This window comes from Mesobacterium hydrothermale, assembly GCF_035818635.1.
Classification (GTDB): Bacteria; Pseudomonadota; Alphaproteobacteria; order Rhodobacterales; family Rhodobacteraceae; genus Mesobacterium_A; species Mesobacterium_A hydrothermale.
The window spans coordinates 18602-31359 of record NZ_JAYLLH010000022.1 but is presented as its reverse complement, the minus strand read 5'-3'; the positions used below and the strand labels follow the sequence as shown (position 1 = coordinate 31359).

The window sequence follows — 12758 nt, the reverse complement described above, 5'->3', positions numbered from 1 at the left end:
GTTTGGCGGGCAGACCCCAACGACATCATCGCCGCAAGAAATCGAGGGTTCCAAATGTTGGATTCAATCCACTAGGGTCCGTTCACCTGCGCCCGACCGAGAGCGGTGCGCAGCAGATCACATCATCAGCCGATCCACCTTGCGGCGAGACGTTTCCCGCATGCGCTGCGCCAGCAACGCTCGTTCTGCACGTGTACGGGCATTGCTTGACATCAGGCGACGCGCGCTCATTGACATGAGCTTCCAAAGTGCTTCCGTGACGTAAAGCGGAAAGATCGGCGTGGCCGAGAGCTGGCTGCGCTGATGCGCCTCGACGGGGGAACGAAGGGCGCGGGGGTCGGATAGGTCGGTCATTGGGGGCTCCTTGCGGTGTGCGTCTTGTCCTGAGTCCCAAATTAGCCAACCAACGTCCCGTCCGCGTCGGGAGGGCTCCCCATTTTTGCGCTTTGGCAATCCCTATTTTTTCTGCCATTGTTGACCCGGGCGGTCATTGGGCGCGACGCGCTATAGGGAGATGGCAGCGTGGATATCCCTATCCTTGAACGCGACGCAGCGCTTGAACAACTGGACCGCTTGGCAAAGGCCGCGCGCTTCGGCACCGGTCACACTGTTTTCGTTACAGGCGAGGCAGGCGCGGGCAAGACCACCCTGCTGCGTGCGTTCGAGGAACGGATGACGGCGGCATGGGCCCTGCGTGGCGCGTGCGAGGACCTGTCGATACCCGAACCCCTTGGTCCCTTACGGGATCTCGCCCACGATGCCGGTGTCGATCTGGATGCGCTTTGGCGCAACGAGGGCGACAGGCTGTCGGTCTTTCTGAACCTGCTCGGTTCCATCGAACGCACCGACGAAATGGCGTTGCTGCTGATCGAGGATCCGCATTGGGCGGACGAGGCGACATTGGATTTCGTCCGTTTCGTCGCGCGCCGCCTTCGGACGCGCCGGATCCTGATGGTCGTGACCGCGCGCGATGGCGAAAATGAGGGCCGCGCGCAACTGCGCCGCGCGATGGACGGGGTCTCAGCTGCGGACATGACGAGGATCGTTTTGCAGCCGCTGTCTGCCGACGCGGTTGGACTTCTGGCGGCAGGCAGCAGTCAGACCCCGGAAGAGGTGTTCCGGATCACCGGAGGGAATCCCTTCTACGTGACCGAACTTTTGCGTGGAGGGATAGACGACGCCCTGCGCAGCGTGCAGGACACAGTCCTGAACCGGCTTGATCGCCTGCCGCAACAGACGCACCAGGCGCTGCAGGCTGTGTCAATCTTTCCACGCCGGGCCGAACGCGATTGGGCGCTGGAAATCGCCGGGGCCGAGGATGAAGCGCTTGATCCCGCTATCGAAAGCGGATTGATCCAAGAGGACGGCGCGTATGTCGCGTTCAGGCACGAAATCGCCCGACTGGCGGTGGAAACTGCTCTCAGGCCAACGCAACGCCGCCACCTCAACAAGGCATTGCTGATCAGGATGCAGACAGACGCGGGCGTGCCGAACGCGCGGCAGATGCACCATGCGCGCGCAGCCGGCGATCGCGCGCAAATCGCCCGCCTTGCCCCCTGGCCGGGCGCGAGGCGATGGCTGCCGGGGCCAACCGTCAGGCTGCCGACTACCTTTCCATCGCCGTCGAGGTTTCGGATACGCAGGATGACGGGACGCTTGCCGAGTTGCTTTTCGATGCGGGTGAGGCCTGTCGCCTTGTCAGCCGTCTGAGCGATGCGATGCGGCATTTCGAGCGTGCTCTCGATGTCGTGCGCACCGATAACATCCTGCGCGGCCGCATTCTGCAGCGCTTGTCCCGGGTGAAATGGACGGCCGGACAAAAGGCACAGGCCCGGACGCTGGGCGACCAGGCGATCGCCCTGCAGGAAGGGGCGGATACCGATGAACTGGCGATGGCGTTGGCCAGCCGCGCGCAGATCGCCATGTCGGACTACGAGATGGAAGCCAGCCTGCCGGTCGCGCAACGCGCGCTTGAAATGGCGCAGCGACTGGGCCGAAAAGACATCGTCAGTCACGCGCTCAGCACGCTGTCGCTGGCCAGCCTGTTCGACAGCTGCGAGCAGAACGCGCTTTACACGGAAAGCATTGAGGCGGCGAAAGCTGCACGCAGCCCGATCAACCTGACGCGGAGCTTGTCGAATGGCGGCGTCGTCAATTGGTATGGCCTGCGGTTTGAGGAGGCGCTTGACCTCTTCGATACGGCAATCGCCACCGCCTATGAGACGGACACCATCGAACAGGTGGATTTTCACCAAGGCTTTCGAGGGCATGTGTTGGATCGGCTCGGACGTTGGGACGATGCACTTGCGACCGCGCAGGACATCTTGTCCAAACCGCTCGAACAATCGTCGCCGGCGATCATGCTGCGGCTTGCTGCGTCGCGGATCGCCATGCGGCGCGGGGAAAGTGACGGCGGGGAGTACCTGGACGAGATCGAAGCCCTGATGGGCACCGAGGAAGACGCCCGCCATATCTGCGATGTCGCCTGTCTGATCGCCGAACGCGCCTGGCTGGGGCTGGAGGACAAGGACTGCGCGCAAGCCCGGATGGACGAAGCACTCGCGCTGCCACTTAACCCGATGCTCATGGAGGAATTCCTGGATTGGCAGCGGCGGGTCGATCCGGCCCGCATTCCCGGCGGGCTGACGGGTTTGCACGACCCCTATCAAGCGTCTTTGGCGGGCGACTGGGCAGCAGCGGCAACGCATTGGCACCAGGCGGGCGATCCTTACCGACAGGCGCTGGCATTGGCCGAAGGCAACGCCGATGCTGTTGCGCGCGCGCTCCAGATCCTGGACCGGCTGGGGGCCACCCAGGCGCGCGAGGCCGTCATCTTGCAGGCACGCAACCGAGGAATGAACCTGGACGTTCCCGCCCGGCCACGCGCGACGACCATGGCGAACCCGGCTGGCCTGACGAAACGGTAGATGGAGGTTCTGGGTTTGCTCGGCGAAGGCCTGTCAAACGCCGCCATTGCGGATCGGTTGTTCGTTTCAGCCAAGACCGTCGACCATCACGTCTCTGCCATCCTCGGCAAGCTTGACGTCGCCTCGCGCGGCGAAGCCGCCGCCTTGGCCCGCAACGAAGGGTGGTTCTGACCAAGCCCTTGCGTTCCGGCTGCATCTTGCTTTGAGTTCCTGAATTTTGCGTTTCCAGACAGATAGCTGGGGATCCGGTCTGCGAAGCGGTGTCGATGCTTCTCGTCTTTCGGCACGCCCCGACGGCGGGTCTGCCGCCGTCGGATTCCACGCCTGGGTTGGCCCGTGTTCGGGCGGCGGGCACTACTCCGCTGCAACCGCGCGGTGGTCGTTTGTGCCGTCCCCGAACCGTTCCCATTCCAAGTTGCCGCGATAGCGCCATGCAAGCCTGCCACTGTCATCCATCGCAATCAGGTGCAGCCAGCCGTTGTCAAACAGTGCCCGCACCGACGGGTGCTGCTTCAAGATATCGGTCATTGCGGTTTGTGGCGCTTCGATCGCCACGGTCAAGCGCAGTGGGTCATGCTGGAACCCGGCGCCATCGTGCACCGATTGCCATGGCAGGCCAGGCCGTGGCGCACCGTTGTTGCCTTCCAACACGCCGATGCCGCCAACCACGTTGTGCAACAGCTTGTTGCCCCCGCCGAACAGGTCCGGTGCCACGGTCGAGCCGTAGTATTGCAGGCTGATCCAGCTTGCGACGACAACCGGTGCTGTCAGGATGGTTTCCAGAACCGCGAACCCGTCATCTTTGCGCCAGTTGTAATCATGCAAGAACGCTTTGCCAGACAAGGCTGCGCTGCTGGTCCTGTGACGGGGGGCAGCGATGAAACTGCTGCATCCCGCCAATCCCCATTCGGGACGGGTTTCGGCCCAGTTTTTTGCCCGGTACAGAACGGACTCGGGGTTTGGCGTGCGCGGCAGTCTGGCCGCCCGTTCCGCCCGCGCCAGCGCCCCGGCGGTGGCCAGCCACCCCTCCAATTGCGCTTGGTCCGGGATTGAAAGACCGACCGGCAAGTCCTGTTCGAACAGTGTAACGTGATCCGTTGTCGTGTGGTGCAGCGCGGGTACGAAAATGGTGTCTGCCGGAACGTCTATGCCCTGCGCGCACAGCCCGTCACGCACCGCGGCATCATTCAGCAATCCCGCCAGCAACCGCGCATTCACGTCACCTGCATGGCCACCGCAGGCGCCGCAGTGCAACGCGCTTTCGTGCGGGTTGTTGGTCACACTGGCGCCATGGCCAACCACCAGAACAACAGGCGCAAAGCCATCCACAAGCGACATCGCCGTCAGAACCGCTTTTGCCGTGGCGACGCGCTGTTCGGGCCCGATCGCCGGATCCAGTTGCGGGGCGGGATCGAAGTGCGTCTTGCCTGACAGGCCAAGCGCGTCTTTCACCAGTTTTCCTGCATAAACCGGCCCGGTGGCCTCGACAAAGGCAAAGGACGACACTGCAGCCAGCTTGAACCGCCCCCAGGCGCGCCTGGCCCGGGCGGAATAGCGGCGGTCCAGATCATCCTGCGCGGGCTCTGCTGCGCGCGACGGCACGCCAGGGGCCAACAGCACCGGGCCACGCCGTTCGGTCACATCAGAGCCCGCGGCACGATGCGCGCTCGCGATGCCGAAGAACCCGGCGAAACCAAGTGTTTCGATACCCGTATCCTGCGCTTCGAACGCACGGCGAAAAATTTCTGACCGAACGTCGATGCAGAACGCAGCCTGCACCTTGGGCCGCGCACGCGGCTGTGCAGCAACAGCGCCCCCGGTCAGGTGTTCAGCCAGCGCGCGCTGTTGGGCCCGTTCCGCAGCCTCCAGCAGGACGGCATCGATCACCTGGTCCCGCGTTGGCGTCACGGGGGTCCGGTGCGCAGCGACGACTTGCGCCCAGCGGGCCGCGATCCGGTCTTCGTAGAGCGCAAAAAGCGCTTCGTCGAATACCATCCGCACCGCCAGCAGTTCGGTTACCGTACTGTCCGGTTCGGCAGCAAGATCGGCTTGCCACAGCAGGTAGCGCGCATATTGCGCCCAGCCGCCCAGCGTCATCAGCCAGCGGTGGAACGCGGTGGGGGCGGAATCGGGCGTAATGCCAAGCCGTTCCGCCGCCCGACCAATCGCCCGCCAATGCGACCGGTTGGTTGCTGCGACAAAGGCTCCGAACCCGGTCAACCCCTGGATCTCGGGCGTCAGGTCGCGACTGGCAAATTCGCGCCACGCGGCAAAGGCTCCGCCGGTCCGGGCCTGCTGCCACAGCGCCTGGCCTTCGTCGAAGTGGCCGGCGGCCCAGGCTCCGATCCGGTCCTCGATCAGGCCGGGCCAGTCGATACCCGACACGTCGGCCGCAAGCTCTGCCACGGTTGGCAGGGCGGTTGGCGGTTCAACGGTGATCCGGGCGGCGTCTTTGACCTCTTGCAGGCCGGGGGTGTTGAAGCGCCCCGACAGGGCCGACAGCGCCTCCAGCAGGTCGGCATCGGTGATGTCACCGCTGTCCAGCTTTGCAGCGAAATACGTCCGGGGCGGGGTGATCCGAGTGCCCGCCGTCCTCGCAAGCCGTGCAGCGGAAATGCTCAACGGTTCGGACGCCTGGCCAAGGAATGGATTGACGGCTACGTTTGCGGACAGCGGGAACAGCGGCGGGATCGCCTTGGCGGCGATGTTTGCTTCGGCCACAAGTTCCAGCAGCGCGGCGGGGTAGGATTCTAGTTTCGAAAACATCTCAGGTGTTCCTTTCAGACCGTCGACCGCCGCGACCAGCCGCCCAGCAGCTTGTCGAAGATCGCATTTGCATAAAGCCCGTTTGACAGGTGGACCCGCAGACCTGCTGCGGCGGGGTGTTGTGCCCAAAGTGGGAAGGTTGCCTGTGCCACGGCGACGATGCCGAAGCTGAGCAACGCCAGCACGATCAACGCCCATTCCAGCGGTCCCGGTGCAGGCGTGGCTGGCAGGGTTCCGGCTGTGACATGCAATGCCGCCTTTTGCAGCGCGAAATAGCTGACCGACGTGACAAGCGCATAGATCACGGTGCGTTGCATCAAGGCCCGCGGAGCGGTATCGGCAAAGCCCTGCGCAAGAAGGTAGGCAACGCCAAAGATCAGGATGACGCCCAGAGCAATCGATTGAACCGACTTGCCCTCGAACCCAAGACCTGCGCCGACCAGCCCGTAAATCCCGATGGCGATGACAAAGGCCCACAGCACGTTCCGCGCGCTGGGAACGGCGATCGGCCCCGGCCGCCGGATCGCGGCGACGGTCTTGACCGCCTCGCCGGAGCCAAGAAAGGCATGCGCCTTGTAAAGCGAATGGGCAGCGATATGCAGCAGTGCCAGCGGGAACAGCGCCAGCCCGCATTGCATGACCATGAAACCCATCTGCGCGATGGTCGACCACGCCAAAGAAGTCTTGACCGCGGGTTGTGTCAGCATCACCAGCCCGGCGAACAGCGCGGTGAACCCGCCGACCATCACCAAAACTGCCATCACACCCGGCGCCAGCAGCATCACGTCGGCGAAACGGATCAACAGGAATCCACCGGCGTTGATGACCCCTGCGTGCAGCAGGGCGGAAACGGGTGTCGGGGCTTCCATGACTTCGGTCAGCCAGCCGTGGGCCGGAAACTGCGCCGACGCCAGAACTGCGGCTCCCGCGATCAGCAGGGCGGCGGCCAAAGTCAGCGCGCCAGGCTCTGCCATCTCCAGGATCGTTGCCACATCGGTCGAGCCTGTGGCGGAAACCAGCAGGAGGATCGCACCTGCCAGCGCAGCCTCACCCATCCGGGCAATGACCGCCTTCTTGCGTGCGGCCCGCTGGGCGGTGGCCCGTTCGGGGAAAAACAGCAACAACCGTTGCAGCGACAGGCTGGTCGCGATCCACGCGGCCAACAGTTGTACGACGTTGCCGGACATCACCAACAGCAGCACGGCGGCAAGCGTTGACAGCATCCAGCCGGTGAACGCGCCTTGCCGGGCGTCGCCATCCATATAGGAGCGCGAAAACCGCAACACGATCCAGCCGATGAAACTAACCAACAGCAACATCACCATGCTGACCGCATCAAGCCTGACTGACAGGCCGACACCCCATAACCCGATCATCGCGGAACTTCCCGGCCCTTTCATGACCAGCAGACCGACCGAGCCAGCAGCAACAACGAACGCCGCGAACGCCGCAGTTTCAGCGATTTCCGGGATCCATGCGGGCCGCAGCCCCGGATTGCGGGCGGCAAGGATCGCGGCGGCCAGCAGGATCAGCGGACCAGCGAGTGGCAGGAAAAAAGATGTCATGGCAAAATCCCCTGGATGTCGTGGCCATTGGCCTTTGGTCATCCAGTTAAGTCAGAAGTTGTTCGCTGAAAAATTCATTGTTACGAAGTTTTCATTCGATTAAATAGAACGAATGCCCCTGAACTATCACCACTTGCGTTATTTCTGGGCCGTCGCCCACGATGGTAACCTGACCCGCACCGCCCAGCGTCTGAACCTGTCGCAATCGGCGTTGTCGGTGCAGATCAAGCAACTGGAAGACAGGCTTGGCCACGCCCTTTTCGAACGTCGAGGACGTCAGTTGCACCTGACCGAGGCGGGGCGCATCGCGCTGGACCACGCAGATGCCATTTTTTCAACGGGGCAGGAACTTGTCGCCACCTTGTCGGGCACGTTGCAATCCCGTAAAGCGCTGCGCGTGGGGGCGCTGGCAACCCTGTCGCGCAACTTTCAGATCGGGTTCGTGCGGCCCATCCTGTCGCGTCCGGATGTCGAGGTCATTCTGCGCTCAGGAAGTCCGACGGAATTGCTGGAAGGGCTGGAAACGCTGAACCTCGATCTTGTGCTGATGAATCGGCCGCCACCGGATGACAGCCTGACGCCCTACGAAACGCACCAATTGGCTGACCAGCCGGTCAGCATCGTCGGCACGCCCGCGCGGCTTGATCCCGACAGGCCGATCGCCGATTTGCTGCGCGAACAGCCCTTCATCCTGCCCGCCACCGACAACAGCGTGCGCACCGCGTTCGATGCGCTGGCCAGCCGTCTGTCAGTCCGGCCGCAGATCGCGGCCGAGGTTGACGACATGGCAATGATGCGCCTCTTGGCGCGCGAAGACATCGGGCTTGCCCTGGTTGCTCCGATTGTTGTCAAGGATGAACTGACATCCGGCCGTCTGGTCGAGGCAAAGGATCATCCGCGCATCCGCGAAACCTTCTATGCGGTCACGCTGCGGCGTCGGTTCCCCAACAGCCTGGTGCAGGATTTGCTGGCCCAGACCGCGGCGTCGACGATTGCCTGAATCGGCAGCCGCCGCCGTCAGTTTTCTTCAAAAACCGGTCGTGGCTTGCCGAGTTCATCCAAGGCGACAAAAACGAAATCGGCATCGGTGACCTTTTCGGCCTTTTCGGAATAGCGTGGACGCGCCCAGGCATCGACATGGATCCGCATCGAGGTCCTTCCGACCTTGCACAGCGTCGCGTAAAGGGTAACTTCGTCGCCGACCTTGACCGGACGCAGGAACTGCATCGCCTCAACAGACACGGTCGCACCGCGCCCCTGCGACACGCGTCCGGCCATGTTTCCGGCGGCAAGGTCCATCTGTGACATCAACCAGCCCCCGAAAATGTCGCCCGACGGGTTGGTGTCGGCGGGCATTGCAATGGTTCGGATGACCAGAACGCCCTCGTCTTGCTGACGCCCGTGCGACCCACGCTGCTGGCCGCGGGCAAGGGGATGGTCGATGTCGTCGTTCATACGCAGGCTCCTTGCGTGGCGCGCAAGCTGCGCGGGGGTCTGGGTTGATCTCGTTTACTGCGCTTGCCCGACGCCGGGAATAGGGCGGCGCAGGTTTCTTGCGCGACGAAACCGCACCTTACCGGTCAAGCCTGTCGCGCAGCCGGTAATAGGCAATGGTAAGCGAACCAAAGATGCGGTGCAGCGCGTGCACCGGCAGCGTCGGAAGCCGCGTCAATACCGGAACAGGCAGGGCCGCCCCGGTCGTCAGATGTTCGGCCATCGCCTTGCCAAGCGCCGTGGCCAGTGCCACGCCGCGCCCGTTAAAGCCGGTGGCCAACATCAACCCCGGCGCCGGGTTGCACAGCCGGATGCGGTGATCCGGAGTGATACCGACCCGGCCGAACCAGCGGTGTTCGATCGCAAGCCCGGCCCCGCAAAGCCGCGACAACTCGGCTTCGACCTGGCGAAAATCCCCGGCAGTCGTCGGGTCGGTGAAGCTGCCACGCCCGCCAAGCATCAGCCGGTTTTCAGGGCCGATCCGGAAATAGGTGCCCACCCGGCGGATTTCCGACACCACCATACCGCCCGGCAGGATGCGTGCCAGATGTTCGGCGTTCAACGGTACCGTTGCCACCTGGAAACTGTTGGCTGGAACCGTGGCGCGCGGCAAATCGGCGTTCAGTGCGCTGGGTGTGTAGACATTCGTCGCCATGACCACCCTGTCTGCACGCACCGTCGGACCATGGGCCAGCCGGGCACGCCACCCGGTGCCGTCACGGTCCAGCCCCGCGACTTGGCTTTTGCAATACAGCCGAACGCCCGCGTTTTGGGCGGCTGCGGCCAGACCGAAGGCCAGTTTCAGCGGATGCACCTTGCCTGCGCGGTGGTCGATCCAACCGCCACGAAAGGCGCGTGTCCCCGTGGCACGTTCCATGGCGTCGGCGTCCAGCCAGTCGACCGGCGCGCCGCGCGCTGCCCATTGCTCCATCCGTGCCTTCAGCCCGGGCAGGTGGGCCGTCTTGTCGCCAGCCTGAATCCACCCGGTCTGCGCTGCGTCGCAGTCGATGCCCAGCCGCCTGACAAGAGCGAAAAGTACGTCTGCGGTATTGCCCGCGAAATCCAATGCCTGCGGCCCCCAAAGCCGGTCCAGCGTATCCGGGTCGTCCTTCAGTCCGGGAATCACCTGTCCGCCATTCCGCCCCGATGCGCCGTATCCAGGCGTTTCCGCTTCAAGCAAGACGACATCTGTGCCGGCTTCGGCCGCATGCAAGGCTGTCGACAGGCCCTGAAATCCGCCACCAATCACCAGAATATCGGTTCGCGTGTTCTCGTCCAGGCGCGGGAAATCCGGCGCGCCCGGCGCGGTTGCCGTCCAGATCGACGTCAGCGCCATGGCGTCATGGCGCGGCTTCCAACACGATCGGGGTTCCATGGGGTGTGGCGCGCGCAGCGGCCTGCCAGCGTTCGGTCAGGGCCTGCACGTCTTCGGCTCTGGCAATGCCCTTGCGTTCCAGCATCGCGATCAGTGCTTCTGACCAGATTGTCCAGTAATCCTGCGCTTCGGCACCTTGTACGCGGGGGCCGAACAGCTCGGCCCACTCGGACCAGTCGAACTGGCCGGCTTCGTTCAAGGCGACGGTGAAGGCGAACACCTGGGCCTGCCAGGGTTCTTCGAAAGGGGCGTCAGGCGCGTTCAAGATAGGGCTCCCAGGCTTCGATGCTGACGGTCAGCGTCGGGTCGGCGTCCGTGCCGTAAAGTTCGCTGGCGTCGAACCGCACAGTGTAAAGCGGGCAGGGGGCTTCGCCTGCGAATACGGCGTTGCTGTCGGGGTAAACATGGGCTCCGTGGATCGCGATGACCGTACCAGTGCGGCCCCGGGCATAGCCGGGCAGGCGGGTGTGCCCGGCTGGCTGATGGTTGCGGGTGCGGACGCGATCCCCGACCGCAAAGACAGGTGCCGGCCCGGATCGGTCGGTCGGTCCGCCTTTGGCCAGCACGCCCGGAACGGCCTCTGGGGACAGGCGGCGCTCTGTCCGTTTGCCGGGGCTCTGCGCGTGCCCCGCCGCAAGTTCCTCTGCCGTGACCTCGCCCGCGGTTTGCAACAACGCTTCCAGCGCGCGCAGCCAAATTTCATAATAGCTGGCGCCGTAGTAGATCTTGGGCGGCAGGCTTTCGCGGGCATGGCGCGAGGCATCCAGGTTCCAGTACCCCAATGCACCTGCGGCCAGCGTCACGCCCAACACGCGTTTTTCCCACGCGCCGTGAAATCGTACGGTTTCGTCTTCGGGCTGTACGGACCCAAAGCCATGGCGCCCGCCGATGTCCTGCGGCCCGTTCATGGCTGATCCGGTCTGCGAGGTTGGCCGCAGCCAATCATGCTGTCGCGGGTCACCAGCACGGCCAGCGCTTGTTCATCCATCCCTTCAGACCCTTCGGGCCGTTCGGGGATGACAAGGTAGCGGACCTCTGCTGTTGAATCCCAGACATGGATACCGGTGCTTTCCGGCAGGCTGACTCCGAATTCCGCCAGTACCGCGCGCGGCTCGCGCACGGCGCGCGACCGGTAGGCGGGGGATTTGTACCAGGTCGGCGGCAACCCCAGCACCGGCCAAGGGTAACAGGAACACAGCGTGCAAACGACCATGTTGTGCTGTTCCGGCGTGTTGAAAACGGCAACCATGTGTTCACCCTGCCGCCCCGAAAAGCCCATCGAGTCGATGGCCGCCGTCGCATCGCGGCGCAGCCAGTCGGCAAAATCCGGATCGGTCCAGGCGCGGGCGACGACGGCGGCACCGTTGCGCGGGCCGACCTTGTGTTCATAGGTGTCGATGATGGCGTCGACGGTTGCAGGATCGACAAGGCCCTTTTCAACCAGAATGGTTTCCAGCGCGCGGGCGCGGGCGGTCATGTCGTCCAGTTCGTTGTCGTGGTCATGATCATGGTGATGATGGTCATGCATCGGCAGACCCCTTGTTTCCGCAAACCGGTTGGTGACGCAAGGCAACTGTGCCAAGGGATCACGAACTGTGCAAACCAATATCGCGATGGCGCAAATGCCGGAAAAGCGTCGCAAGCCGCCTTGACGGCAACCCTGGTCGGGCAGACATCGGGGTCAGACTTTTCTGCGTTCCCCAAAGCCTTCCCGGCCCCGGCCCAGCCTTCACGAAAGACCAAACATGACCAGATTCGCCCTGACGGTTGCCTGCCCGTCGACCCGCGGGATCGTTGCTGCGATTTCAACGTTTCTTGCGCAAAACGGCTGCAACATCACCGATGCCGCACAATTTGACGACCCCGAGACCGGCAAGTTCTTCATGCGGGTGAGCTTTGTGTCCGAACAAGGCATGGGGTACGAGGAGTTGCACGCAGCGTTTGTCGCTCTGGCGCAAGACTTTGAAATGGAGTTCGCGATCCATGACGAGGCCGCCAAGATGAAAGTCGTCATCATGGTGTCGCGCTTCGGGCACTGCCTGAATGACCTGCTGTACCGCTGGCGGATCGGCGCGCTGCCGATCGACATTGTTGCAGTGATTTCCAACCATATGGACTATCAGAAAGTTGTGGTGAACCACGACATCCCGTTCCACCATATCAAGGTCACGCCACAGAACAAACCGATGGCAGAGGCCGCGATCATGCAGGTGGTCGAGGAGACCGAGGCCGACCTGATCGTTCTGGCGCGCTACATGCAGATCCTGTCGGACGAGATGTGCCAGAAGATGTCGGGGCGGATTATCAATATCCACCATTCGTTCCTGCCATCGTTCAAGGGCGCCAACCCCTACAAGCAAGCGTTCGAACGGGGGGTGAAGCTGATCGGGGCAACGGCGCATTACGTGACCGCCGATCTGGACGAAGGCCCGATCATCGAACAGGACACGATCCGCGTGACCCATGCGCAGTCGCCGCAGGATTACGTTTCGCTGGGACGCGAGGTTGAGGCGCAGGTGTTTTCGCGCGCCATCCACGCCCATAGCCACCACCGGGTTTTCCTGAACGGCAACAAGACGGTTGTCTTCCCGGCGTCACCCGGCGGCTACGCGTCAGAGCGGATGGGCTGAT

At 63.5% G+C, this 12758-nt stretch carries 12 protein-coding genes; 4 read left to right on the top strand and 8 right to left on the bottom strand.

Annotation, left to right across the window (positions count from 1 at the left end):
* Nucleotides 1-117 precede the first annotated feature (117 nt).
* On the bottom strand, nt 118-354 hold the full coding sequence (locus tag VK792_RS14310; protein ID WP_326298262.1) for a hypothetical protein: 237 nt from the start codon (nt 352-354) through the stop codon (nt 118-120).
* Nucleotides 355-522: 168 nt separating this feature from the next.
* On the opposite strand from VK792_RS14310, the gene VK792_RS14305 reads away from it, so the two are divergent.
* Nucleotides 523-1710: an AAA family ATPase gene (locus tag VK792_RS14305; RefSeq protein WP_326298261.1), complete on the top strand. Its 1188-nt coding sequence runs from the start codon at nt 523-525 to the stop codon at nt 1708-1710.
* Nucleotides 1711-2927: 1217 nt separating this feature from the next.
* Nucleotides 2928-3098, top strand: coding sequence for a response regulator transcription factor (locus tag VK792_RS14300; protein WP_326298259.1), 171 nt, complete (start codon nt 2928-2930; stop codon nt 3096-3098).
* Nucleotides 3099-3281: 183 nt separating this feature from the next.
* On the opposite strand, the gene VK792_RS14295 is transcribed toward VK792_RS14300, so the two are convergent.
* Complete coding sequence (locus tag VK792_RS14295) at nt 3282-5693, bottom strand: YbcC family protein (RefSeq protein WP_326298258.1); 2412 nt, start codon at nt 5691-5693, stop codon at nt 3282-3284.
* Between the two features lie 14 nt (nt 5694-5707).
* Nucleotides 5708-7258 (bottom strand): proton-conducting transporter transmembrane domain-containing protein, encoded by a 1551-nt coding sequence (locus VK792_RS14290; RefSeq protein WP_326298256.1) that lies wholly within the window; start codon nt 7256-7258, stop codon nt 5708-5710.
* A gap of 112 nt (nt 7259-7370) precedes the next feature.
* Between VK792_RS14290 and VK792_RS14285 the strand changes: the two genes are divergently transcribed.
* Complete coding sequence (locus VK792_RS14285; RefSeq protein ID WP_326298255.1) at nt 7371-8258, top strand: LysR family transcriptional regulator; 888 nt, start codon at nt 7371-7373, stop codon at nt 8256-8258.
* Between the two features lie 17 nt (nt 8259-8275).
* On the opposite strand, the gene VK792_RS14280 is transcribed toward VK792_RS14285, so the two are convergent.
* The 5 genes from VK792_RS14280 to nthA form a co-directional block, all read right to left on the bottom strand.
* The gene (locus VK792_RS14280) at nt 8276-8713 is read right to left on the bottom strand and encodes an acyl-CoA thioesterase (RefSeq protein ID WP_435404862.1); all 438 of its coding nucleotides are present in this window, start codon (nt 8711-8713) and stop codon (nt 8276-8278) included.
* Nucleotides 8714-8831: 118 nt separating this feature from the next.
* Nucleotides 8832-10088, bottom strand: coding sequence for an NAD(P)/FAD-dependent oxidoreductase (locus VK792_RS14275; RefSeq protein WP_326298253.1), 1257 nt, complete (start codon nt 10086-10088; stop codon nt 8832-8834).
* Nucleotides 10089-10092: 4 nt separating this feature from the next.
* Nucleotides 10093-10392, bottom strand: a complete 300-nt coding sequence (locus tag VK792_RS14270) for a nitrile hydratase accessory protein (protein WP_326298251.1) — start codon at nt 10390-10392, stop codon at nt 10093-10095.
* Nucleotides 10379-11035 (bottom strand): nitrile hydratase subunit beta, encoded by a 657-nt coding sequence (nthB, locus tag VK792_RS14265; protein WP_326298250.1) that lies wholly within the window; start codon nt 11033-11035, stop codon nt 10379-10381. Before nthB ends, VK792_RS14270 begins: the two co-directional genes overlap by 14 nt.
* Complete coding sequence (gene nthA, locus VK792_RS14260) at nt 11032-11655, bottom strand: nitrile hydratase subunit alpha (protein WP_326298248.1); 624 nt, start codon at nt 11653-11655, stop codon at nt 11032-11034. The genes nthB and nthA overlap by 4 nt, the downstream gene beginning before the upstream one ends.
* A 217-nt stretch (nt 11656-11872) precedes the next feature.
* On the opposite strand from nthA, the gene purU reads away from it, so the two are divergent.
* Complete coding sequence (gene purU / locus VK792_RS14255; protein ID WP_326298247.1) at nt 11873-12757, top strand: formyltetrahydrofolate deformylase; 885 nt, start codon at nt 11873-11875, stop codon at nt 12755-12757.
* The last annotated feature ends 1 nt before the right edge of the window (nt 12758 follow it).

Excerpts from the sequence above, each read along its gene's own strand:
- VK792_RS14310 (WP_326298262.1), bottom strand. The coding sequence starts at position 354 with ATGACCGACCTATCCGACCCCCGCGCCCTTCGTTCCCCCGTCGAGGCG.
- VK792_RS14300 (WP_326298259.1), top strand. The coding sequence starts at position 2,928 with ATGGAGGTTCTGGGTTTGCTCGGCGAAGGCCTGTCAAACGCCGCCATT.
- VK792_RS14295 (WP_326298258.1), bottom strand. The coding sequence starts at position 5,693 with ATGTTTTCGAAACTAGAATCCTACCCCGCCGCGCTGCTGGAACTTGTG.
- VK792_RS14290 (WP_326298256.1), bottom strand. The coding sequence starts at position 7,258 with ATGACATCTTTTTTCCTGCCACTCGCTGGTCCGCTGATCCTGCTGGCC.
- VK792_RS14285 (WP_326298255.1), top strand. The coding sequence starts at position 7,371 with ATGCCCCTGAACTATCACCACTTGCGTTATTTCTGGGCCGTCGCCCAC.
- VK792_RS14280 (WP_435404862.1), bottom strand. The coding sequence starts at position 8,713 with ATGAACGACGACATCGACCATCCCCTTGCCCGCGGCCAGCAGCGTGGG.
- VK792_RS14275 (WP_326298253.1), bottom strand. The coding sequence starts at position 10,088 with ATGGCGCTGACGTCGATCTGGACGGCAACCGCGCCGGGCGCGCCGGAT.
- nthB (WP_326298250.1), bottom strand. The coding sequence starts at position 11,035 with ATGAACGGGCCGCAGGACATCGGCGGGCGCCATGGCTTTGGGTCCGTA.
- nthA (WP_326298248.1), bottom strand. The coding sequence starts at position 11,655 with ATGCATGACCATCATCACCATGATCATGACCACGACAACGAACTGGAC.
- purU (WP_326298247.1), top strand. The coding sequence starts at position 11,873 with ATGACCAGATTCGCCCTGACGGTTGCCTGCCCGTCGACCCGCGGGATC.